At 36.8% G+C, this 25,559-nt stretch carries 18 protein-coding genes; 9 read left to right on the plus strand and 9 right to left on the minus strand.

The features are described from left to right. Window positions 1–685 precede the first annotated feature (685 nt). The 3 genes from MW688_RS05515 to MW688_RS05525 all read right to left on the minus strand — a co-directional run bounded on the left by MW688_RS05515 (window position 686) and on the right by MW688_RS05525 (window position 5,706). A complete protein-coding gene (locus MW688_RS05515; RefSeq protein ID WP_486734930.1) occupies window positions 686–3,574 on the minus strand; it encodes a variant leucine-rich repeat-containing protein in 2,889 nt (962 codons plus the stop codon). Window positions 3,575–3,651: 77 nt separating this feature from the next. Continuing rightward, a complete protein-coding gene (locus MW688_RS05520) occupies window positions 3,652–4,026 on the minus strand; it encodes a DUF1257 domain-containing protein (protein WP_486734931.1) in 375 nt (124 codons plus the stop codon). A 36-nt stretch (window positions 4,027–4,062) separates the two neighbouring features. Further along, on the minus strand, window positions 4,063–5,706 hold the full coding sequence (locus tag MW688_RS05525) for an AAA family ATPase (RefSeq protein WP_486734932.1): 1,644 nt from the start codon (window positions 5,704–5,706) through the stop codon (window positions 4,063–4,065). 103 nt (window positions 5,707–5,809) lie between these two features. Between MW688_RS05525 and MW688_RS05530 the strand changes: the two genes are divergently transcribed. Next, window positions 5,810–6,031 carry a DUF2997 domain-containing protein gene (locus MW688_RS05530; RefSeq protein ID WP_486734933.1) on the plus strand — a complete coding sequence of 74 codons (222 nt, stop codon included), beginning with the start codon at window positions 5,810–5,812 and terminating at the stop codon, window positions 6,029–6,031. Window positions 6,032–6,254: 223 nt separating this feature from the next. Here MW688_RS05530 and MW688_RS05535 read toward each other — a convergent pair whose 3' ends face one another. Both MW688_RS05535 and MW688_RS05540 read right to left on the minus strand, forming a co-directional pair. Next, the gene (locus MW688_RS05535) at window positions 6,255–6,656 is read right to left on the minus strand and encodes a PIN domain-containing protein (protein WP_486734934.1); all 402 of its coding nucleotides are present in this window, start codon (window positions 6,654–6,656) and stop codon (window positions 6,255–6,257) included. Further along, entirely contained in the window at window positions 6,653–6,922 is a 270-nt protein-coding gene (locus tag MW688_RS05540; protein ID WP_486734935.1) for a hypothetical protein, read from the minus strand. Before MW688_RS05540 ends, MW688_RS05535 begins: the two co-directional genes overlap by 4 nt. A gap of 464 nt (window positions 6,923–7,386) precedes the next feature. Between MW688_RS05540 and MW688_RS05545 the strand changes: the two genes are divergently transcribed. Then, window positions 7,387–8,796 (plus strand): folate/biopterin family MFS transporter, encoded by a 1,410-nt coding sequence (locus tag MW688_RS05545; RefSeq protein ID WP_486734936.1) that lies wholly within the window; start codon window positions 7,387–7,389, stop codon window positions 8,794–8,796. 20 nt (window positions 8,797–8,816) lie between these two features. Then, on the plus strand, window positions 8,817–10,280 hold the full coding sequence (locus MW688_RS05550; protein ID WP_486734937.1) for a carotenoid oxygenase family protein: 1,464 nt from the start codon (window positions 8,817–8,819) through the stop codon (window positions 10,278–10,280). An 849-nt stretch (window positions 10,281–11,129) separates the two neighbouring features. Here MW688_RS05550 and MW688_RS05555 read toward each other — a convergent pair. Next, the gene (locus MW688_RS05555) at window positions 11,130–11,675 is read right to left on the minus strand and encodes a PEP-CTERM sorting domain-containing protein (RefSeq protein WP_486734938.1); all 546 of its coding nucleotides are present in this window, start codon (window positions 11,673–11,675) and stop codon (window positions 11,130–11,132) included. Between the two features lie 439 nt (window positions 11,676–12,114). Between MW688_RS05555 and MW688_RS05560 the strand changes: the two genes are divergently transcribed. Next, window positions 12,115–12,774, plus strand: a complete 660-nt coding sequence (locus tag MW688_RS05560) for an IS607 family transposase (protein ID WP_486734939.1) — start codon at window positions 12,115–12,117, stop codon at window positions 12,772–12,774. A 603-nt stretch (window positions 12,775–13,377) separates the two neighbouring features. Here the strand turns inward: MW688_RS05560 and polA are convergent. Continuing rightward, entirely contained in the window at window positions 13,378–16,179 is a 2,802-nt protein-coding gene (gene polA / locus MW688_RS05565) for a DNA polymerase I (RefSeq protein ID WP_486734940.1), read from the minus strand. Between the two features lie 246 nt (window positions 16,180–16,425). Here polA and MW688_RS05570 point away from each other — a divergent pair, with 246 nt between their 5' ends. Further along, window positions 16,426–17,334 carry an alpha/beta fold hydrolase gene (locus MW688_RS05570; RefSeq protein WP_486734941.1) on the plus strand — a complete coding sequence of 303 codons (909 nt, stop codon included), beginning with the start codon at window positions 16,426–16,428 and terminating at the stop codon, window positions 17,332–17,334. Between the two features lie 757 nt (window positions 17,335–18,091). On the opposite strand, the gene MW688_RS05575 is transcribed toward MW688_RS05570, so the two are convergent. After that, the gene (locus MW688_RS05575) at window positions 18,092–19,060 is read right to left on the minus strand and encodes an aldo/keto reductase (protein WP_486734942.1); all 969 of its coding nucleotides are present in this window, start codon (window positions 19,058–19,060) and stop codon (window positions 18,092–18,094) included. A 272-nt stretch (window positions 19,061–19,332) separates the two neighbouring features. Between MW688_RS05575 and MW688_RS05580 the strand changes: the two genes are divergently transcribed. Next, on the plus strand, window positions 19,333–19,575 hold the full coding sequence (locus MW688_RS05580) for a hypothetical protein (RefSeq protein WP_486734943.1): 243 nt from the start codon (window positions 19,333–19,335) through the stop codon (window positions 19,573–19,575). A 57-nt stretch (window positions 19,576–19,632) separates the two neighbouring features. Continuing rightward, window positions 19,633–20,028, plus strand: coding sequence for a hypothetical protein (locus MW688_RS05585; protein ID WP_486734944.1), 396 nt, complete (start codon window positions 19,633–19,635; stop codon window positions 20,026–20,028). 491 nt (window positions 20,029–20,519) lie between these two features. Here MW688_RS05585 and MW688_RS05590 read toward each other — a convergent pair whose 3' ends face one another. Beyond that, entirely contained in the window at window positions 20,520–22,838 is a 2,319-nt protein-coding gene (locus MW688_RS05590) for a pentapeptide repeat-containing protein (protein WP_486734945.1), read from the minus strand. A 264-nt stretch (window positions 22,839–23,102) separates the two neighbouring features. On the opposite strand from MW688_RS05590, the gene MW688_RS05595 reads away from it, so the two are divergent. Next, window positions 23,103–23,288: a hypothetical protein gene (locus tag MW688_RS05595; RefSeq protein WP_486734946.1), complete on the plus strand. Its 186-nt coding sequence runs from the start codon at window positions 23,103–23,105 to the stop codon at window positions 23,286–23,288. A 98-nt stretch (window positions 23,289–23,386) separates the two neighbouring features. Beyond that, a complete protein-coding gene (locus tag MW688_RS05600) occupies window positions 23,387–25,063 on the plus strand; it encodes an alpha-glucosidase (protein WP_486734947.1) in 1,677 nt (558 codons plus the stop codon). The last annotated feature ends 496 nt before the right edge of the window (window positions 25,064–25,559 follow it).

Below are 25,559 nucleotides of genomic sequence, written 5' to 3' on the forward strand. Positions count from 1 at the left end.
AACCTACAGGCTACGTACAGGCTACCTTCTTACTCATTACTTATTACTCGTTACTTATTACTCATCTAACTACAACTACCTTCTTACTTCAAAACTCATTACTTATTACTTCAAAACTCATTACTCAACTACAGGCTACGTACAGGCTACCTTCTTACTCATTACTTATTACTTCAAAACTCATTACTCAACTACAGGCTACGTACAGGCTACCTTCTTACTCATTACTTATTACTTCAAAACTCATTACTCAACTACAGGCTACGTACAGGCTACCTTCTTACTCATTACTTATTACTTCAAAACTCATTACTCAACTACAGGCTACCTTCTTACTTCAAAACTCGTTACTCATTACTCATTACTCATCTAACGGTGCGTTACGGGCTTCGCCCTAACACACCCTACAACTAAACTTCTACCTTCTTACTCATTACTTATTACTCGTTACTCATTACTCAACTAACGGTGCGTTACGCTCACGCTAACACACCCTACAACTACAACTCATTACTTATTACTTCAAAACTTCAAAACTCATTACTTATTACTTCAAAACTCATTACTCAACTACAGGCTACCTTCTTACTTCAAAACTCGTTACTCATTACTCGTTACTCATTACTCATGTTTGTTGGGTTATCTCCCTGCCGAACCTACAATTTATTGATTTCTTCTTTGACAATTATCTAGTTAATGCCACATAACAGCGTACCCATTCATCAATATCTAGAGATAGTTGTGCTAATATCTCTCCAGAAGTATTAGGGTTAGAAGCAACATAACAGCGTACCCATTCATCAGCATCTAGAGATAATTTTGCTAATATCTCCACAGAGGTATTAGGATTAGAAGCTACATAACAACGTACCCATTCATCAGCATCTAGAGATAATTTTGCTAATATCTCCAGAGAAGTATTAGGATTAGAAGCAACATAACAACGTACCCATTCATCAGCATCTAGAGATAGTTTTTCTAACAATATTTGGGGTGTACTAGAATTAGATGCCAAACAACTACGAATTCCACTATCAGAATCCACTGCTAGTTTTTCTAACAAATTTATTGGTGTATTAGGATTTGATATCATTTTATTACGAATATCATCATTCAGACTTGATATTAGTTGTTTTGACAATTGTTCTGGTGTATTGGGATTAGATGCCACAGAGGCGCGAACACTACTTTTAGCATCCATAGCCAATTTTCCTAACAATCTTGCTGGTGTATGAGGATTAGATGCCACAGAAATGCGAACACTACTTTTAGCATCCATGGCCAATTTTCCTAACAATCGTGCTGGTGTATTAGGGTTAGATGCCACACAGCTACGAATATTACTTTGAGAGTCGAGGGATAGTTTTGCTAACAATGTTTCTGATGTTTGGGGATTAGAAGCTATATCCGTGCGAATATCATAATTAGGAGTAGCATTTAGTTGTTTGGATAAGTTTTCTGGTGTGTTGGGATTTGATGCCACCTGGCTACGGACAGCAATTTCAGAATCAATCGCTAGTTTTTCTAATAATGTACCTGGTGTATTAGGATTAGAAGCTACACAACTACGAACTTTACTATCAGAATCCATTGTTAGTTGTTCCAGGAATTTTTGGGATAGGTTGGGATTATTTGCCAGATGACTACGAACTTTACTATCAGAGTCTTGTAATAGTTTTTCTAATAATGTTTCTGGGGTATTAGGATTTGATGCCACAGAACTACGTATTTTAATATCAGAATCTTTTATGAGTTTTTCTAATAATTCTCTAGATATATTGGGGTTATTTGCTAAATTACTACGAACTCTACTATCAGAATCAATTGCTAATTTTTCTAATAATGTGGCTGGAGTATTGGGATTAGATGCCACACAACTACGTATCTCATAATTATTAGATAAGAATAGTTTTTCTAATAATATTTCTGGGGTATTGGGATTAGATGCCACGAAGGTACGAACTGAATCAACAAAATCACGAGCAAGTTTTATTAATGCTGATGTTGGTGTATTGGGATTAGATGCCACACAACTACGAACACCACTATCAGAATCCGTGGCTAATTTTGCTAATAATTCCGGGGATGTTTGAGGGTTAGAGGCTACTTGGCTACGAATTTCATAGTTAGAATCCATAGCTAATTTTTCTAGTAATTCTAAAGAGGTGTTGGGATTAGCTAATACACTCATACGAACACCTAGTTTAGAATCCGTGGCTAATTTTGCTAGTAATTCTCGGGGGGTATTAGGATTTGAGGCAATACAACTACGTACCTGGATATCAGAATCTATGGCTAGTTTTTCGAGCACTTCTGGAAAGGTATTGGGATTAGAAGCTAGAGAAGTACGAATATCATAATTAAAACTAGATTTTAGTTCTTGTACAAGAATAGGGGGTGTGTGGGGATTATTGGCGACTTTTTCCCGAACTTGCATCTCAGAATCAATCGCTAGTTTTTCTAACACCAAAATGGGTGTATGGGGATTGGCGGCAACACCAATACGAACTCCACTCTTAGAATCTTTGGCGAGTTGTTCTAGGATATTTTGGGGAGTCTGGGGATTAAATGCCACTTGGCGCCTAACCTGCTTCTCAGAATCTGTGGCGAGTTGTTCTAAGATATTTTGGGGAGTGTTGGGATTAGATGCCAAAGAGGCGCGTACATTATCATCAGAGTCAAGGGCGAGTTGTTCTAAGATATTTTGGGGAGTGTTGGGATTAGATGCCACGAAGGCACGAATATCATAGTTAAAACTGGAGTTAAGTTTTGCTGACCATCTTTTAGGTGTGTTAGGATTATCAGCAACACAACGACGAACCTCACTCTCACAATCAAGGGCTAATTCTTGTAAAACCTGAGAATTTGTATTTAAATTGGAGGCAACGCGGCGGCGAATATCACTCTGAGAATCTTTGGCTAGTTTTGCTAAGAATTCTGGAGGTGTACTGAGATTAGCTGCCACTTTCCTGCGCACCCAACTGACATTATCTACAGCAAGTTTTTCTAATAGTCTTTCTGGTGTCCGGTGATTTGAGGCAACTTTACTGCGAACCCAAGGGATAGAATCATTAACAAGTTCTTCTAATAAGACTATGGGAACATGGGAATTACTGACTACACAACTACGAACCCCACTATCAGAATCTTTGGCGAGTTTTTCCAAGACTCCTACAGGTGTGCGTGGATGCAAGGCAACTTTACTGCGAACCAAACTCATAGAATCTATGGCCAATTTTTCTAACGCTTCAGAGGGGATACTAGGATGGGATGCTACACTACTGCGAACATCACTCTCAGAATCCATGGCTAGTTGTTTTAAAATCACTATAGAGGTATTAGGATTATTGGCTAATTCCAACCTATCTTCAACTGTGGCTTTTTCTAATAACTCTAATCCTGGTTTTCCATAACTTAGTATTTGTTGTAAAGCAACTTGACGGATTATCCTTTCAGGATTTTCTAATCTTTTTTTTAACCCTTCAATTCCTCCTAAAACTAATCCTCTTTGGGGAGTGGTTTGTCCTCCTAATACTGCATCTGTCCGCTTAGGATTGTTTGCTGGTTGCCTCATTTATTGAATTTCTGTATTTTAAGCATGAAGAGAAGGGCAATCAAATAATACTTGCCCTTAAATCGACTTATTACTAACTACACCCATCTTCCCACAACAACTTTGACGGTGCCGTCTTTTAATACTTCCTCGCTTTCTAAATCAAATCCGTTTTCAGCGACGGTTTCTAGTAGAGTTCGGTGGGCATACTTTTGATTAATTTGATTGAGAAATTTTGTTTGATTAATTTTAGCGCCCCAAAAATCAGCTACTAGTTCATAACCTTCGCCGTTGCGACGAAATCCTAAATCGTAACCGTTAGCTTGTTGAATTACATATTCTGCTTTTGTCTTGTTACCTAAATAACCCCGAACTTCGGTGTTATTCTTAACTTGATATCCCAACTCCGTTAATACTTCCTTGAGAATCTCACCGTTTTTGATTTGAACTTTGATTGTAGTAAAATGTGACATGAGTTGCTCCTCCTTACTAACTATTATGATACATTCTTAATCTACTTGAATGGGGCCAATTCCTGAGGAAGATTGATAATCCCGCAACTCTTTTAATAACTCATCGTCTTTAGATGCAGTTCTCGCGCCAGCTTCTGCCGCCCATCGCTTTAAAGCTTCAATTTGATGGCTGGCAATAGCACTCAATGGCACTGTTTCTTCTAAGGCGGCGATGATATCTTGGGTACTAAAATCCCGTCTTTTTCCTACCTCTCCCTGTCCAAAAGCTAGGTGCATTCCATCGATAATCGCCTGTTGAATTTCTGCACCACTGAAGTTTTCTGAGTATCTAGCTAATAAGTCTAAATTAAAATCCTGTAAACGAGAACCTCTAACTTTTTGTAAGTGTACTTTGAAAATCGCTTTGCGTTCTTTTTCTGTGGGTAAATTAATAAAGAAGATTTCATCAAATCTACCTTTTCTTAATAATTCTGCTGGTAGTATCTGCACGTTATTGGCTGTTGCCACAATAAATACTGGTTTGGTTTTCTCCTGCATCCAGGTTATTAATGAACCAAATACCCTTTCGGAGGTACCAGAATCGCCACTTATCCCCGTAGTAATACTCCCAAAGGCTTTATCAATCTCATCAATCCAAAGCACACAGGGAGACATGGCTTCAGATAACTGAATCATCTGGCGTACTCGACTTTCGCTTTCTCCCACTATTCCTCCAAATAATCTTCCTGTATCTAGACGTAGTAAGGGGACACGCCATTCATGGGCGATAGTTTTAGCTGAGATAGATTTACCTGTACCTTGGATACCTACTAGTAGTAATCCTTTAGGGGTAGGGATACCATAGCTTCTGGCTTCCTCACTAAAGGAATCTTTTCGCATTCTTACCCATTGTTTGAGATTTTCTAATCCTCCCACCATTTTTAAAGAATCAGGGGCAGGAGAAAACTCTAAAATTCCCATTTGACGGATAGTTTGTTTTTTTTCTTCTAAAACTGCATCAATATCAGTTTCATTGACTTCTTTTTTGTCGGCTAAGGCTTTAGCTAATACCCTTCTAATGCGGGCGCGACTTAATCCTTGACAGGCTTTGAGAAATTGTTCTTTGGCTAATCCTTCTAGTTTTAGTTTGTTTGGTGTGACTAGTTGGGAGACTAAATAATCAATCTCCTCAAAGCTAGGGAGAGGGAAATCTAGTACGGTAATCTCCTCGGAAAGTTCTGGGGGTATTTCTAAACGATGAGAAACGATAATAATACTTTGGCGACTAGTTTTTAAACTGCTACTGAGATTTTTAAGTTGTCTAATGGCTGGGGCATTTTTATCAGTTTCAGGGTTTTTTAAAGTTCCATGTAAATCATAGAGAACGAATATAGTCCCATCTTCATCTTTGGTATTGTTTTTATTTGTTTCTTGAGAAAGAACAATGCGGTTTAAGGCACCCATTAGTGAAGCTTTGTCTTTGGAATTATCACTCCAACCTCTAACTGTATCCCAGTGTAAAAGTTCACGGCATGGCTTAGTTTTTTTCACTACTTTTTGCAGTACTTCTTGAACTGGTTCTTCTTCAACAGCTACTATATATATAATTGGATAGCGTGCTCGTAGCATCAAATCCAGTTCTTGGATAATATCTAGATGGGGGTGCTGATTCTTATCTGGTGCAGAAAGTCGAGAAGTCATAGTAATTGGAGAAGATACTTGATTATTAATCTAACATTATTTTTTGAGAGTAAGCTATATTTTAAATAGTACAATTAAAATAAAACTAAAAAACTATTTCAATATGGCACAGTATCAGCGTATCGAATATCGTATTGGTAAAGACGGTAAAATCAAAGAAACAGTTATTGATGGTTCTGGAGCGAGTTGTACTGAAGCTACAGCACCTATTGAGTCAGCTTTAGGAGAAGTGGAGAACAAAGAACTACTACCAGAATATTATCAAGATTCAGAAAATGTAGAAATCAATAATACTCAAATCTCTCAACAAGGAGATGTAATATGAATTCGGAATTCGGAAATAGATAGGGCTTGCTGAATAAATCTAAAACTTTGAAAAGTAAATTTTTTTGCAGAAAGAGCGATCGCATTTAGTCGGTAACTTATTTAATAATAAGCAAATGTTTGTTTCTCTAAATTGAACGTTTAAGACGAGGGAAAAGGGGAATTTAAAACAGTTCAGTTAATTTTACTAATATTCAGTTTTAATACCACTTAGTTTACCTTTTTCAAACTTCCCAATCTTCTATTGTTAAATTATCCACTCGACTAAATTCGTCTACATTATGAGTTACTACAATTAAATTATTAGCTAATCCAATTGCCGCAATCATTAAATCATAGGGTCCTATAAGTTTTCCTGATACTTCTAACGAAGCTCTTAAACAACCATAAATAGCTGCTGCCTTACCATCGAAAGGAAAACTGACATATTGGCTAAAAAAACTTTCGTACAAAGCTAGATTAGCTTGACTACGTGAACTTTTATTAGCCCCATAGTAAAGTTCGGCCTTAACCACATCACACAATGCAATCTCATTTCTAGGAATCCTCTTAAAGTGACTCATCACCAAGATACTTCTTCCCGTTAAATACTGAATACAAGTATTGGTATCGAGTAAATACATCATAATAGCTCCCAAAGCCTTTGGTCATATTCCCCTTGCGCCCCTCTTGTTAAAGGTTCTCCCTGCCATGCCCCAAAGGTCTTCTCAAAAAAATCTTCGGGATAGCCTAGTTCTGTAACGCTTTTAGTTTCTTCTTGTGAATTTCTAGATTTCTCTACTGTTTGATAACTCACCACTAATTCAATTTCTGAGTTGGCTAACTCCACAGGGACTTGTACATGGATAACTCCATCTGCGTCAACACGGGAGCGTAATTTTATAGTTTTCATGAAGCCCTTCCTTACTTTAATCTATTTCAAACTTGAAAATTATAATTAACGATTACCTGACAAATTCTTTTAGCTAATCTATTCTTCATAATTCGAGATTAGCAAGGATTTTCAGAGATTGCAATTAACTTAGGGTCTGCTGAAAAAGTAAGTTTTGGTGAGGAGAAAGGTGTTTGATTTAAAGCATCAGGAAAAGTTGAGGGATATTTGATCGTTATTTGTGCCATTTTAAGAACCAGTAATTTTTATATCTATACTACTAATTCCACTTCCAATGCTGCAATAATTATTTAAAACTATTTTAACGGACTAGGCGCGGTTGGAAAAATATATTGCAGGTGCGATCGCACTCTCAATAACCCTTCAACTGTATTTAGCCCCACCAGAACTATACCACTTTTGTCTGAGGCTTTAGGTTCCAAAATAAGCTATGATAAGAAAGTAACAAAACTTAAAAAAAATACATGATTGTTGACAATTTGAGGTTAAAGTCGTTTAAACAATTTTGTCAAGATAAGTTACTGCTGGGAAATGAACTAACCCTAGAACTAAGTGCAATAATCACAATCTACTTAGTTCAGGGAATCTTAGGATTAGCTAGACTAGCAATCAGCTTCTTCCTCAAAGATGATTTAGGATTAACACCAGCAGAAGTAGCAGCATTAACGGGAATAGCAGCATTACCCTGGGTGACTAAGCCGATTTTAGGCTTTTTATCCGATAGATGGCCCTTATTTGGCTACCGCAGACGTTCCTATTTAGTCTTATCAGGGATACTAGGTACGTTGAGTTGGTTAGCTTTAGGGACAATCGCGAAAACACCCCTAACAGCAGTAATGGCTATTACAATGGTATCGGTATCAGTAGCGATCGCCGATGTCATAGCTGATTCAATCGTAGTAGAAAGAGCGAGAAAACAATCCCTAGGAAAAGTAGGTTCTCTACAATCTTTAAGTTGGGGATGTGCTGCCTTAGGAGGGTTAATTACTGCCTATTTCAGCGGTTGGTTACTAGAATATTTTAGCACTCAAACTATCTTCAAAATTACGGCGATCTTCCCGATGATTGTGGCAGCAATCGCCTGGTTAATAGCTGAAAAACCAACTACTAGCCAGTCAAACACCGCCACAGAAGTAAAAAACGGTTCAATATCTCAACTGTGGCAAGCAGTAAAAAAACGGTCTATATGGTTACCCACGGCCTTTATATTTATCTGGCAGTCTACACCTAACTCTGAAGCAGCTTTTTTCTACTTCCTAACTAACGAATTAGACTTTCAACCAGAATTTATGGGCAGGTTACGACTAGTGACTAGTATTGCCAGTCTTTTAGGTATCTGGATATACAATCAGTATCTAAAAGAAGTACCATTTCGAGCCATCCTGGGTTGGACATCGGCGATCGCTGCTATAGTAGGACTATCAGCAATCATCTTAGTTACCCATACCAATCAAAGCCTAGGGATTAGCGATCGCTGGTTCAGTCTAGGAGATAGCCTAGTATTAACAGTCATGGGACAAATTGCTTTTATGCCTATCTTAGTATTATCAGCCCGTTTATGTCCGGCGGGAGTAGAAGCAACTCTATTTGCCTTGTTAATGTCGATTTTAAACCTTTCGGGACTCCTATCTAATGAATTGGGGGCAATACTCACTCATTTACTAGGTGTCACAGAAACAAACTTTGACAATCTTTGGATATTAATATTAATTACCAGTCTTTCTAACTTGTTACCTATACCTTTCTTAGGTTGGTTACCGGATGCTGAAAACTCTCCTAGTACTAAACAACCTTTACCACCAGTAGAAGTATGGGAACACGGACACAATCAAACATCAGGAGACCCCAACTTTCTTCCAGAACTTTATCCTTAAGCTAACTATACAAAAAGACCATGCAAACTATCAACAACAAATCCTACAGCAAACAAGAATGGTTACAGGGTTACCAATCTCAACCCACAGAATATAACTATCAGATCGAAAATATCCTGGGAGAAATTCCCCCTAACTTAGAGGGGACACTATTTCGTAATGGTCCAGGATTACTAGATATCAACGGTATGCCTATTCATCACCCCTTCGATGGGGATGGGATGATTTCTGCTATTACCATAAAAGATGGAAAAGCCCATTATCGCAACGCCTATGTTAAAACCAAAGCTTTTCTTGAAGAACAAGCAGAAGGTAAAATACTCTATAGAGGTGTGTTTGGTACCCAAAAACCAGGAGGTATTCTCAATAACATCTTTGATTTAAAACTAAAAAATATTGCTAATACTAACGTTATTTACTGGGGTAACAAACTACTAGCTTTATGGGAAGCCGCCGAACCTCATCGCCTCAATCCCCAGAATTTAGAGACTATCGGTATAGACTATTTAGATGGTATCTTAAGTTCAGGTGATGCCTTTGCAGCACATCCTCGCATTGATAGCCATTGTGATTTAGATGATGGTGAACCCTGTTTAGTTAATTTTGCCATTAAACCAGGTTTATCTACTAAGATTGTGGTTTACGAAATTAATCCCCAAGGTAAACTCCTAAGAAACTATGAACATGTTACCCCAGGTTTTGCCTTTATTCATGATTTCGCCATCACTCCTAACTACTGTCTATTTTTTCAAAATGCTGTTACTTATAACCCCTTACCTTACTTATTCGGTTTGAAGGGTGCGGGAGAATGTGTTAACTTTCAACCAGATAAACCAACTAAGATTTTAGTGATTCCTCGTCAATCTCCCCACACACCAGTAAAAGTATTAGAGGTAAATGCAGGTTTTATCTTTCACCATGCTAATGCTTTTGAAGCAGATAATGGTATTTATGTAGATTCGGTGTGTTATAAAAACTTGCCCCAAGTAGATCCTAGTAGTAGTTACCAAGGAGTAGATTTTGAAAGTTTAGACCCAGGTCAGTTGTGGCGGTTTAAACTAGATTTAGACAAGGAAGAAGTGGAGAAAGAGATAGTAGAGAGTCGTTGTTGTGAGTTTCCGGCTACAAATGGCGATCGCCAAGGGCGTGAATATCGTTATTTATATTTAGGTGCGGCGGATCATCCTACGAAAAATGCTCCTCTACAAGCTATCTTAAAAATAGATCATCAAACAGGCGATCGTCAATTTTATTCTTTTGCCCCTCATGGTTTTGTGGGTGAACCAGTTTTTGTCCCTAAACCGGGGGCTACTGGGGAAGACCAAGGCTGGCTCTTGACTTTAGTATATAATGGTGAGCGACATGCTTCTGAGTTAGTTATTTTAGCGGCAGAAAATATTAACCAAGGACCAATTGCTACTTTACAACTGCAACATCATGTACCCTATGGGTTACATGGAAGTTGGGTATCACAAACCTTTTAAGCTTGATTTATCCCTGGATTTAAAATCCAGGGAAACAGGGGCGTGCCTCAGATCTTGCATCTTTACCTAATGTTACTGGTTGTGGATGAATTATGAGTTTTGAAGTAATGAGTAATGAGTTAAAGAATTGATGCTCAACGCTTAAAAATTGGTATACCTTTGCAAGATATGGGAAATACGAGAAATGAACCTGACTGGGTGACAGGGTGGCTGGAAAGCTTGTTGATATTGAGGTTTGCCTCGGGCGCACCGCGAAGCAGATCTCTTCGAGATCGCTAAAAAAATCAGTAAAATTTTTCTTCAAGCTTGAGAATGAACAAACATGATAATCATATTTATTTCCTCCAGAACAACCCCAACCCCCGAGTTGAATTCTTAGTCAACACCAAAAATAAATAACTACTACAAAAATTTGCACAAAACATTTTTTTACAGAATATAGCATTTTCCATTCTTGTGAGGTACAAAGGTTATCCTTTTGAGGCAGGAGGCACGGAGGCACGGAGGCAGGATTTAGGTTTACCTCATGAGTCCTTTGAAATGCTATATAAACTCAAGACAGAGTGTAGGGTGTAGGGAGATAGGTTTTTGGCTTTGTAATTAATCTCTCTTCAAGCTTACTCTAATCAATAATTTTTCGTTAACCGAGCAGTATTTACTGTAGTAGTAGATAAAATTGTTAATATATACATATTTAAGTAAAAGAAAACAGGCAATTCCTAATTCCATAGATTATTCCCTGTTCTCCTGAATTTTTACATATTGAAAATTTTAAGTAAAAGGTTATTGGTTAGTAACTAGTTTACTTACTAATAGTACTTAACCTCACAAGTGTGAGAAGCTCTATAATTAGGATTTCTTTTTCGCTAATTTGCGCTTCTTGAATGCAGTTCCAAAACTAATAACCACTCCTGCACCTAAAATAGTTGAAGGTTCAGGAATAACTTGTGCAGGAGAAGGAGTAGGATCAAAGGCAAGCTCTGAAGCCACGCGATTGAAATTTACGTCTAAAGCACTGAAATTTACACCAAGGATATAACGAGAGTTACCAGACAAAAAATTAGCCCCATTAGTGAAAATACCACCATTTCGGAACACCTGGGTAATTTGGGTTCCATCCCATTGAAAACCCTGTACTCCCTGTGCAATAGTACTAGGATCATTAATAAAATCAGCACCAACTGTAGATGGTTCAATGGAAGCAAGTGATTCAAAATCAGTGAACAAGAAGGTATTGGGACTACCTAAATCGGCAATATCCCCATCGGTGGTAAAACGAATGGTTTCTGTGCCTCCAAATGACCAATTCCAGATAATAGCTGCTTGAGCAGGAGGTTGACCAGATAGTCCAAACAGAGAGGAAAATAGAGCTAAAGCAGCGAGTTTTTTAAGCATTTAAAAATCATCCAAATATTTAACGTTTTCGAATTAAGAAGTCTAAAATAGATCTTAAGTATGAATTTTTTTTAACTAGTCTGTTTAAACCTTAGCTTACCCCCCCCCGCTATTTCTGTCAAGTATTCTTATCAATTCATTATATTTTATTCAACTTTTGCCACCTCATAGGGTGACATTCAGATGTTGTATCTTTACCCAAAGTTGCTGGTGATGGTTGAGTTTTGAAGTAATGAGTAATGAGTTTTTTTTAGTATTTATACTTACTTTTTTGAACCAAAAAACCCACCGAAACCGTTAAGAGGAGATTGAGTTCTATCATGGCTATTTTATTCTCAGAAAATAAAAATGCTAACAAAAAACTACCCATAACTTGACATATTTACCGAAAATGGCAGAGAATAAGGGGATAAGTTCCTAGTATCTGTGAGGTAATCGTATGGCTAGTACAGAAGGACAAACAATAAGTATTGGGGAAGCTGCGAGTTTATTAGGCGTTTCCGTAAAGACAGTGAGAAGATGGGCAGATAGTGGCAAGTTGAAGGTTGAACGCAGTCCAAGTGGTCATCGTCGCTTCTTCACTTCAGAAATTAATCAAATCGTGGTACGGCAACCTCGTCCATCGCTTCTTTTAGAAGAAAGAATTACTATTAATTATGCCAGAGTATCCAGTAATGACCAGAAAGAAGACCTGAAAAGACAAATTCAGGTGTTAGAGCAATTTAGTGCTTCCCATGGATGGCAATATGAAACAATTAAAGATACAGGCAGTGGATTAAATTATCAGAAAAAAGGATTACAAAAGTTACTCAAACGCTTAATGAAAGGAGATGTGAAGAGATTGGTTTTAACCCATAAAGACCGTCTCCTAAGATTCGGGGGTGAATTAGTTTTTGCGATTTGTGAGGAGTTTGGGACACAAGTAGTGATTATTAATCAAAGTCCCGAAGAAATAACCTTTGAGCAGGAATTAGTGAGCGACATGATGGAACTGGTAACAGTATTTTCGGCTCGACTTTACGGGGAGAGAAGTCCTAAGCACAAAAAGCTCATCGATGGAATCTCTCAAGTGGTGACTGAGGCTCAAAAGGAAAAATAAATTAACATATCTCTATCTATAGTACTACTTGATACGGCAATAAACAAATTACTAGTCTTTTTTTTAATTATATTATAGCAAGCTCGCCAATAGATGTTGACAAAAATGATGAAAAGCCCCCCTTAGCTCATATCTTCCACCAGAACTTATGTACTAATTTTTAAGGAAAAATGTCCTTTATGGTTAATTCTCTATAATCTTTGTCTCCAAGGGGTTTAACATAAATTCTTTTACTCATTACTCATTACTCATTACTCATTACTCAACCACCACAAGTAACTTTTGATAAAGATGCAAGATCTGAGCTTAGTAAGGGGGGTTGGGGGGATCTGTAAATATAAATATTGTTAACAGTACAACGCTCATTGCTATAGTTTGGCGATCGCCCTTTATAGCAGTGCTCGTTGTAGTGTTAACCATATTTACATAAACTTTTCCCCCCAAACCCCCCTTAATAAGGGTTAGGATCAATTCTTTAACTCATTACTTCAAGACTTCAAAACTCATAATATGAAATAGAAAAATAAATGCTAAAAACGAGGTGATGACAAGCAACCTTGAGCCCCCCTTAGCAAGGGGGGTTGGGGGGATCTAACTCAAACCTTATTTAGCCTCCATCCAATTCTTACCAGAGTGTATATCCACAACTAGAGGAATAGTCAAATCAATCACATTTTCCATAGTTGACTTAATTTGAGGGCGTAACTCCTCCCATTCGGCCGGAGGCATCTCTAACACTAATTCATCATGTACTTGTAACAATAATCTGGCTTGATACTTATCTAAAACTTGAGAAAGATTAACCATCGCTATTTTAATAATATCAGCACTAGAGCCTTGAATTGGTGCATTAGCGGCAGCCCTAAGTAATTGAGCATCGTTATGGTTAATTTCTAATTGATTGAGATCCACTTCTTCTATTTTAGCGCCGCGTAATGCTCGCAAACTCTCACTAGTAAACTCAAAATAACGTCTTCTACCACAAATAGTAGTAACAAAACCTTGAGCTATCGCCTGTTGCTTCATGGTTTCTAAGTAGGCAAAAATCTGTGGATAACGTTGGCGATATTTAGTGATAAATTGTTTCCCTTCATCGGCGCTTACTCCTGCCTCGCGGGCGAATCTTTGGGCACCCATGCCGTATATAACCCCGAAGTTGATAATTTTCCCTAAACGTCGCTCAACGGATGTTATTTCCTGCTTATCAAAGAGAAGTTGTGCGGTGACGGTATGCACATCTTGATTATTTTGATAAGCTTTTACTAAGACTGGCTCTTGACTCAAATGAGCTAAGATTCTTAATTCTATCTGGGAGTAATCTGCGGCTACTAAAATCCAATCTGGTGAAGGGATAAAAGCTTGACGGATTTGGCTAGAAAAGGCCGTACGAATGGGAATATTTTGTAAGTTAGGGTTAGAAGAAGATAGTCTCCCGGTGGTGGTATTAGTTTGGTTATAGTTAGTATGTACTCGTTGGGTATCTTTTCTGACTAACTGAGGTAAAGCATCTATGTAGGTGGATTTGAGTTTGGCTAGTGTGCGGTATTCCAAGATATAGTCAATAACTGGATGGTCTCCTTGGAGCTTTTCTAAGGTAGCATGGTCTGTAGAGTAGCCTGTTTTAGTTTTACGAGATTTTCTTTTATCTAATTCTAGTTGGTCAAATAGTAAAACTGCTAATTGTTTAGGAGAATCCAGGTTAAATTCTTCTCCTACGGCATGATAAGCTTGTTCTCTTATCTTATGTAATTCTTTATCTATTTGTTCGGAGAGTTGTTCTAAATACTCTACATCTAAAAGTACCCCCTGATATTCCATCTCTGCTAAAATTGGCTCTAGGGGTTGTTCTACTGTTAAGAGTAGGTTGTTTAGTTCTGGTAATTTGGCTAATTCTGCTTTAATTTTATTGTAAACACAGAAGGTGGCGTAGGCATCTAAGCCGCAGTATTCGGCTACTGTGGGAATATCAAGACTGGCAATAGTTTCACCTTTGGGTATGCCTAGTTCTTGGTAACTTTTTGAGGTGATATTTTCTAAATAGCGATTGGCTAAGTCTTTGAGGTTATGATTTTTCTCTGGATTGATTAAGTAACTAGCCAACATTGTGTCAAAGGTTACTCCCGCTAGTTTGATGCCATGTTGCCAAAATACAGATCGGTCAAATTTAGCATTTTGCAGTACCTTAGGATAGTCACTACTTTCGAGAATTGGTGCTAATTGAGAAAGCACTTGGGATTTACTTAGTTGTTTTCCTTCGGTATGATTGATAGGTATATAGGCGATCGCATTCTTTTCTTCTCCCCAACAACAGCCTATTCCTACTAATTCTGCATCTTTTGGCTCTAAATCTGTAGTTTCTGTGTCCCAAGCTACGGCATTCTTATTTTTACTCAGTATTTCTACTAATTCTTTTAACTTCGTTTCAGTATCAATAATTTGAGGAATAATTGTCTTTTCTTGCCATAACTCTAATTGTTGAGTTGTTTTTTTGTTACCTAGTTTCTCCTCTAGTTTTTGCAGTTTACCTGCTATGGTTTTGAGTTCTAGTTTAGCTAAAATCGGGTTAACATCTTGCCAATTAAAACCAGTTAATTGTAAAGATGATAGGGGAATACTTAAATCAATATCGGTAATTATTTGAGCTAATTTTTGCGAATGAAAGGCTGCTTCTTTCCCTGTAGCTAATTTAGTTTTTAAACTGCCTTTTATTTCATCTAAATTGCTGTAAATTTCTTCTAAGTTTTGATAACTTTGTAATAGTTTAACAGCAGTTTTATCTCCAACTCCTTTTACCCCAGGAATATTATCAGATTTATCTCCACACAAAGCTTTATAGTCTACTACTTGATTGGGTTTAACTCCCATTTTTTCTACTACTTGTTCAAAGTGAAATTCTACATAACTAGCAGTTTTAATCATGGTACGATCTAAGTAGAGTACTGAGATTTTCGCTTCAGAATCCACCAGTTGAAATAAATCTTTATCTCCCGTAACAATTTTAACTCGATAACCTTCCTTAACTCCTTGATAGGCTAAAGTTCCTAAAACGTCGTCTGCTTCATAGCCTGATGCTGTGATTAGGGAAAAATTTAAAGCTGTTAATAACTGTTGTAAATTAACTAAATCAATAATAAAATCTTCTGGAGTTGCTTCTCGATCTGCTTTATAGTTAGAATCAGCTTCATGACGAAAAGTTGGTTCAGCTAAATCAAAGGCAATTCCCACATAGTCTGGTCCTTCTGCTTCGATGATTTGTAACAAAGAATTAACAAAGCCAAAGCTGACGCTAGTAGGAATTCCATCAGAGGTACGCAAGGCGCCAGATTTAGACAGGGAGAAAGCATAGTAAGCACGAAAAGCTAGAGAATGGCCATCGAATAATAGCAAGAGAGGAGAATCAGACATTTATATATGTAAACTTTATTTAAATATCACTTTTATTGATAATGTATTTATGATAACTTATTAATTAGTTTATCAGAGTTATGTCTCTTGGTTTAAATCTCTTCAATTGTCTACCCTTCGTAAATCGGGAATAGATTTTCTCCAAAATACAACTCGCTTGTTTATCTTTATGCCCGCCCTTGGTGGCGGGTTTACTTTTTTGTTAAGATATGTAAAGTAAGCAGGAAATAAGAGAGTTAAAAAAGCGTGGAAAGGGAGAAAGTCTGGAACTGGCAAGGGTTCCCAATTACATATCAGACAGAAGGTAGCAGTGGACCTGCGGTGATTCTCATCCATGGTTTTGGTGCTTCTTGGAAACACTGGCGGAAAAATTTACCAGTAATTGCTACTAACTGTCGTTGTTACGCGATAGATTTAATTGGTTTTGGTAATTCAGCTAAACCAACACCTAAGTTAGAGATTGACTATACTTTTGAAACCTGGGGTAAACAAGTAGGGGATTTTTGCCGAGAAGTAGTAGGCACACCAGCATTTTTAATTGGTAACTCCATTGGTTCAATTGTGGCGATGCAGACAGCGGTAGACTACCCAGATTTAGCTTTAGGGGTTGCGGCTTTAAATTGTTCTTTACGTCTGTTACACGAACGCAAAAGGGCAGAAATTCCCTGGTATCGCAGTCAATCGGCTTCATTGATGCAAAAGCTATTGGCTAATGCTTGGATTGGTAATTTTTTATATAAACAAATTGCTCAACCTCGAACGGTGCGCAATGCTTTGAAACAAGCTTATATTCGTAAAGAAGCCGTTACTGATGAACTGATTGAGATTATTATGGGACCTGCTAAAGACTCGGGCGCTGCTGCGGTTTTCTGTGCTTTTACCTGCTATTCCCAAGGTCCTCTGGCAGAAGATTTACTCCCTAAGTTAACTTGTCCTACAATTGTAGTTTGGGGTGATAAGGATCCTTGGGAACCAATAGAGTTAGGTCGCAAGTTTGCGGAATTTTCTACAGTAGATGAATTTATCGAGTTAGAGGGGTTAGGACATTGTCCCCAAGATGAAGCGCCAGAGGTAGTTAATCCTATCCTCCAACGCTGGGTAGAATCTACCTATAACTCAGATCTTGCATCTTTTCCAAAAGTTACTGGTGGATGAATAATAAGTAATGAGTAATAAGTAATAAGTTATGAGTTATGAGTTATGAGTTATGAGTTATGAGTTATGAGTTATGAGTTAACAAGATCTTAGGGGAAAGAGAAATTAACTTTTTCCCTTTGCTTATGCTCATATCTTCCACCAGAACTTATGTATAGCAGTGCTCGTTGTAGTGTTAACCATATTTACATAAACTTTTCCCCCCAAACCCCCCGAAATTGCGCTATCCTTTATAAGCAACTCACCAAACCCTTGTATAGCAGGGAGCTTCTGAGCAGGGAGCAGGGAGAACCCTTTTAAGTAAAATTACTTAATTTCCTAAATAATGTATTTTTTTATACATTATTTTCTTAAACAAAATCTGAAAAAGCACTAACCCACAAGTTACGGTTTTTGTCAAGTTTTATGTTAAGAAAGATGTTTATAAAGGATAGCTTAATAAGGGGGGCTTTTGATGATAACTGTAAACATCTATTTGCGAGCTTGCTATACTAATTTTTCAGGAAAAATGTTCTTTATGGTTAATTCTCTATAATCTTTGTCTCCTAGGGGTTTAACACCAATTCTTTTACTCATTACTCATTACTCATTACTCATTACTTCAAAACTCAACCTCCACCAGTAACTTTGGGTAAAGATGCGAGGGTCTGAGTTATGCGGTCATCTATGGCCCCGGATTTAAAATCCGGGGAACGGATGACCACAATAATTTGGTACATAAGTACTGGTGAGAGTAATTTGAGTATCAAGCAAAGTATCAAGACACAGAAACTGATTCATCCCAAAGTTCATCAAGGGTGTAGGGAGAACCAGGTGTCGCCCAGAAACTACCATCAACAAAGCGATAGTTATAGTCTAGTTTGGCGATCGCATCCAGGTTTTCTGGGGTTAATTGAATCTCACCTGCCGCTAGATTCTCTTTGATGCGTTCAGGGGTAGTTGATTTAGGGATAACTATAGTACCACGGTTAATGGCCCAAGCGAGTAAAACCTGTGCGGGTGTAATTTGGTGTTGATTGGCGATGGTTTGAATGGTGGAGTTTTCTAAGAGATTTTGTTCATCAGCTTTTTTGAGAGAGTCGGGGCGATCGCCAGACCCTAGGGGTGAATAGGCGGTAACTAAAATATTATTGCTTTGACAGTATTCTAGTAAATCCTGTTGCTGTAAATAGGGATGAGATTCTACCTGATTCACTTCTGGGGGTTGAGATGCTTGAGAGAGTAAATCAGCTATTTTTTTAATACTAAAATTGCTAACTCCAATATGACGGCATAAACCCTCTTTGAGGGCATCTTCCATTCCTTGCCAAGTTTCAATTAATGGCACTGCATCTAAGCTTTGGAATTCTTCTGGTTTCTCAGGAAAGATTACCCCTTTTTTCAAAGCTACAGGCCAATGAATTAAATATAAGTCTAAATAGTCTAGTTGTAAATCTTGAAGAGTTGTCTTTAAAGCTGGAATTACATCTTCTCTAGCGTGGGAATCATTCCACAACTTAGAAGTTACCCAGAGTGATTCTCGCTTTACTTTGCCTGCGGCTAAAGTTTCTGCGAAAGCTTGACCAATTTCTGCTTCATTGCGATATATTGCCGCACAATCAATATGTTTGTAGCCAATTTCTAGGGCATATTTAACGGCTTGGTATACTTTGTCTTTTGGCGATTTCCAAGTTCCCAATCCTAAAGCGGGCATTTTGTCTTGGTTAGCTAGTTGGTATGATTTCATTCTAGTTTGATTTCTATACTTCTTGATTTTAACTATCATTTTACATTTAATCAAATCTCAAACAGGAAAGTTTAATTAGTACATACGTACTAGAAAAAGATGTGAGTCTATCGCCCCGGATTTAAAATCCGGGGAAGGGATGACTACAATAATTTGGTACATAAGTACTAGGAGAAGATGTTAGCCTAGCTAATTGTGTTACCATATTACTGATTACACCTTTATAGGTGAATCGGATAAATTTATTTAACCAGACTAAGGAATCAAGACCAATGAAAGCAGTTCAATTTACATTATTATTTGCTCTATTGAGTGCTGTTTCTCTGATAATTACTAATCCCAGTAAAAATGATTTTGCCAACTATATATGTGAAAATAAAAATATACCAGGATGTAGAGTTGCCACAAAAAGTTTTATTGATAGACAAAATCTGATATTCTTGAGTATTTATCAAAACAAAGGCAGCGATGAAACTAGCTACATAGGAATTTTGAAAATGTTCATAGCTTTATAGAACTCCATATTTAGATTAAATTAATGTTGCCCAACCTATTTTTAGACGATTGTACTTATGACTCAAAAAGCTACTAGATTGTCATGGACAACTATACCACCATGTGGGCCTCCTTACTTGATAAATTACAGTAATTCTTTTACACAAGAAGAGCTACGAAAAATCTATAATGGATATATACCAGAGGAGATGGAGGACAAATGGTTTATATTTTGTGAAGAAAACATAATTTATTTCCATCGTAGTTGGACGGGAATTCTTGTATTTCGCGTAGAACTAACACTTACTCCAAAAGGTGCAGATGTGAAAAAGGCTTGGGTATTCCCATGCTTTAGGACAAAAGAATTATTAGAAAGTCCTCCCAGTAATGATTGGTTTGAAGACATGGAAAACTTCCTAGCTAAGTTGATCTCAGATCTTGCATCTTTACCTAATGTTACTGGTTGTGGATGAATAGTGAGTAATGAGTAATGAGTAATGAGTAATGAGTAATGAGTAATGAGTAAGACGTCTTGAAGTAAGAAGTCTTGAAGTCTTGGAGTTTTGGAGTAATGGGTTTTGGAGTTTTGAAGTAATGAGTTTTGAAGTAATGAGTTAAAGAATTAATGCGATCGCCCTTAAAATTTGATTCTCACCTGTTGGCCAATTTCTGTACTTTTGTATTTGCGTGCTTTGATATGAGTTGATAAAACTATTTTTCAGATCAAATAGGCACCAGTAGTAGTTATGATATAGGTTCAGAATTACTCATAATGTTTATAACTTTATAGGAATTGTATACACGCTGATTAATTTGAGATACAGAGGAAAATGAGCGATCGCATTTTGTGTTTTTTATCTAGTATTTTCATCTAATTGAACACCTTTTTTTCATACTTGATTGGCGATCGCCGAGCGTGTCTCTTTTATCTGTGATGTTTATTGTGAACATCCCAGACTAATCTTCAATTTGCTTCTATTATCGTATTTTCATCTAATTGGGCAGCAATTAAATTAGCACCTCTTAAATCAACAGCATATAAACAAGCACCTTTTAAATTGGCACCACTCAAATTAGCATTCTCTAAATGAGCACCAATTAAATTGGCATTTGTTAAATTAGCATTTTCTAAATTGGCACCCTTTAAATTGGCATTTTTTAAATTGGCATTTTTTAAATTGGCATTTTTTAAATTAGTATCACTCAAATTGGCATTTTTTAAATCTACATCTGTGAAATTAGTATCACTCAAATCAATCTCACTTAAATCAATCCTACTCAAATTAGCACCACTCAAATCACTCCCCTTTAAATTTTTCTTAGCAGTTGGATTAGTGAGAGTCTCCCAAACCTTACGCCATTTTTCTTGTATTTGGGTATTGTTATCTAATTTTGCACCTCTCAAATTGGCATATATTAAATTGGCATATATTAAATTGGCACCTATCAAATTGGCATCACTCAAATTAACATTTTTTAAATTGGCTTTTTCTAAATTAGCTTTTTCCAAATTGGCACCTCTCAAATTGGCACCTCTCAAATTAGCACCTTCTAAATTGGCATCTTTTAAATTAGCACCTTCTAAAATGGCACAACTTAAGTAGGCATACTGTAAGTTTATACTCTCTAAATGTCTTGTTGGAGTAGGATTAGTGAGTATATCCCTAACCTTACGCCATTTTTCTTGTATTTGGGTATTGTTATCTAATTTTGCACCTCTCAAATGGGCACCTTCTAGATTGGCACCTTCTAGATTGGCACCAAATAAATGGGCATCTTCTAGATTGGCACCAAATAAATGGGCATCTTCTAGATTGGCACCAAATAAATCGGTACCTTTTAAGTTGGCATATTCTAAATTGGCACCTTTTAACTGGGTATTCCTTAAATTGGCACCTTTTAACTTGGCATTCCTTAAATTGGCACCTTCTAAATGAGTATTTTCTAAATTAGCTTTTTCCAAATTGGCACCGTTTAAACTGACATTTCTTAAATTGGTACCTCTGCAATTGGTATCTTTTAACTTGGCACGACTCAAACAGGCGTTTTCTAAATTAGTACCATTGCAATTGGCACCACTCAAATTTGCACCACTCAAATAGGCACCACTCAAATCAGCATCTGTTAAATCGGCACGAAATAAATTGGCACCTTCTAAATCGGCACCACTCAAATCGGCGCCTTTCAAATCCCTTTCTAAAGTAGTATCAGTGAATATATCTAATACTAATCTCCATTTTGGTTCTATTTGGCTATTGTTATCTAATGTAGTATCTCTCAAATGGGCATACTTTAAATTGGCACCACTCAAATCGGCACCACTCAAATCGGCACCTCTCAAATCGGCACGAAATAAATCGGCACGAAATAAATCGGCACCACTCAAATCGGCACGAAATAAATCGGCACGAAATAAATCGGCACCTTGTAAATTGGCACCTTGTAAATTGGCAGCACTCAAATCGGCACCTTGTAAATTGGCACCTTGTAAATCGGCACCTTGTAAATTGGCACCAAATAAACGGGCATGAAATAAATTAGTGCCACTTAAATTAACATTGCTTAAATCTTGATTATTTAATATAAATTTTTCTAAATCAATTTGTTTATCAAGATTATCTGCTCGCCAATTATTCCATAGCTGAAGATCACGAGACACCACAGTCAAAAATATAGGTTCTGTTAAACGGTGATTTAATGCCCAAATCAAAAAAGATTCTTGAACGTATGGTGATTTAAGAATACTCACTAAAGTTTTTTCCGGCATATTATCCAGCAAATTAGGATTAGCTAACAGCATTAAATCAAACACAGGATTAGCTAATAACTCATTAGGAAAATCTGCCCCTAATTCTAATAATATCTCACCAGGTGTATTGGGATTAGTTGATAACGCCTTGTTAATATCTTTATTAATAAAATTGTTATAAATTTCCTGTAAACGTTGGGGTGATGTATTAAAGTTAGTAGCTTCTTCAAGTGTTTTTTGCAACTTGTCAGGAGCAATAACAGGAGTAATTATTTTAAAGATAGCTTCACAGAATTTTAATTTTTGTTCAATTTCCCTAATTTTGTCACCAGAAACAGTATAACCAACACAAACAGGCACTGATTTTATCAAATTTTGTGTTTCTGTCAATCCTAAAGTAGTTAATGACATGATAGATTTTATCAATGCTAATTCTTTATCAGCAGGAAAAGTAGACAAATAGACTTGAGGAGCATCGATAGGACAATTTTTATTAATAGTGGTTATGATTAAAGGTTGAGACTTACTAATCATCTATTGGTGTTGCTAAGTGAAGTTTAATTAAGCATAACAATTTTTCAAGATCTAGTGGAGTGGGGATTGGGTGATGCGATCGCCGAGGGGTGCAATAAACTTACTCAAAATTGCCAGCGAAAGCGGAGAGCGCCAAGAGAGGCTGTTTTTTGGTCAATAATCTTGAGTTATTGGGAGGCGCTCTCCGCCACTTCATAAGTTATTTGTGACCCCAAACCATTAACTGGTAAAGGCTGGCAATTTTGAGCAGGTAATCTCAGAGCGGTGTCTCTTTTATCTGGCGTTGCTGATTCTAAGTATGATATTCTTTTGTTGGCGATCGCCGTTCACTTAAGACATCTTTCTATGCTCACTCATAGCTTTTACTGCTATAGAGAAATGAAACCAAGGGCTTCAAAAGATGGAAAATCAAACACATTAGAATTACCTTTTAGCAAATGGATATTATGAAAATTTAATTTTTAATACTAACATACTGCATAAAATAAAAAACCTTATAGTACCATTTGATACTATAATTTAAATATAGTAAACGACGCAACGACACAATGACAGACAAAAAAACAGCCAAATGGTGGGAAAGTGCAGTAATCTACCAAATTTATCCTTTAAGTTTTGCTGATGGTAACGGGGATGGAATTGGTGATTTATCAGGAATTACTAAAAGACTCGACTATCTGAATGAGGGTAACCCTGATAGTACAAGTTCTCTGGGTATTGACGCCATTTGGCTATCTCCTATTAATGAATCGCCAATGTTCGATAATGGTTATGATATTAGTGATTACTATGATATCTGCTCAAAATTTGGCACTCTAGAAGATTTTTCAATTTTACTAAAAGAAGCTCACCAAAGAAACATTAAAATTATTCTAGATTTAGTAATTAATCACACATCTAATCAACACCAATGGTTCAAGGAATCTAACAGTAGTAGAGATAATCCCAAACATGATTGGTATTTATGGCAAGACCCTCAAGAAAATGGGGATTTACCGAATAATTGGTTATCTTATTTTGGCGGTACTGGCTGGACTTTTCATGAAGGTAGACAACAATATTATTATCATACTTTTAATGAAAATCAACCGGATTTAAATTGGCGTAACCCCCAAGTAAAAGAAACTATTTATCAAATGATTAGATTCTGGTTAGACCAGGGGGTTGATGGTTTTCGCTTAGATGCCTCTAGTGTTTATAGTAAAGATAAATATTTTCGCTACAATCCCATGAAATTTGGGGCATCTGATAAAAATAACTATCATAATTTAGAGCATTTATACGATAAGAATCTACCAGAAAGTCACGAAATAATTAAAGAAATTAGATCTATTCTCGATAGTTATGGTGATAGAGTGTTAATCGGTGAAACTTTCATTGATAGTCAATTACATGAGTCTAATCGATTCTATGGCGTTGACCAAGATGAATTGCATCTACCTTTGAATTTTGAGTTCCCCTTTAGTCCTTGGTATCCAGAATATTTGCAACGAGAAATTATTCAAAAAGAATTACTAACTCCCATTAATTGTTGGCCTTGTCATTTTTTAGATAATCATGATATTCCTCGTCATCTATCTCGTTGGGTGGAGTGTAGTTTATGCACAAATCCGAAAGGAATTGCCCAAGCGGCGGCGACAATTTTATTAACAATTAGGGGGACCCCATTACTGTACTATGGCCAAGAAATTGGTATGGTAGATAATGAAAATATTCCTGAAGATAAAATTCAAGATAGGGCAGTTGTGAAAACTAAAACTGGGGAAACTCCTCCCCCTCGTGATGGCGCGAGGACCCCTATGCAATGGGATGATTCTCCTCATGCAGGTTTTAGTTTTGGTGAAGATGTGGAACCCTGGTTGCCTGTAAATGAAAATTATCAATCAGTGAATGTAGCCACAGAGTTAGAAACCTCTGATTCTATTTTTAACTTTTATCGCGCTTTGATTAAAGCAAGGAAAAATAGTCAAGCTTTGTTAACAGGGGGTTGGCGATCGCTCATTAAGTATCCCTATGAACATCTTGTCTATCTGCGAGAACAAGATAATGAACAGGTTTTGATTATCATTAACTTCTCCTATGAAAAACAGTTAACTATAGATAAATATATAGATATGAATAACTGGAAGATTTTAGTATCTAATATCCGTGAAGTAGGAAAAGTAATTGATTTACCCTTAACTTTACAAGCTTTTGAGGTATCTATTTTACAAAAGTTCACATAAGACTTATAGATATACTTGAGGATTAAATATGATGATTTAGTAGCATTTTAATTAATGGAATGGCATTGAGGGGGCGATCGCTTTTAAATACCTGATTAGGGGAGAGGGGTTTTAAGTAAAATTACTGAATTTGCTGATTAAATGTATATTTTTATACATTATTTTCTTAAACAAAATCTGAAAAAACACTGAACCACAAGTTATGGTTTTTGTCAAGTTTTATGTTAAGAAAGATGTTTATAAAGCATAGCTTAACAAGGGGAGCTTTTTTGGTAGTTATCAAAGTTCAAGATCAGAAAATTCTAGAGCAGGAGCGATCGCTCCTGCTCTAGAATTAAAGTATAAATCAATTAATTAATTAATATTGTAAACAAGGTTTTTACTCTGTCAATCGATATAATTCAAAGAATATCTTTCTCTAAATTTTCCCAAGCCTTTAGTAGTAGGGTGCGTTAGCAGAGCGCGTAACGCACCGAATTAAATTGATGGTGCAACA

This window comes from Johannesbaptistia floridana (assembly GCF_057440575.1).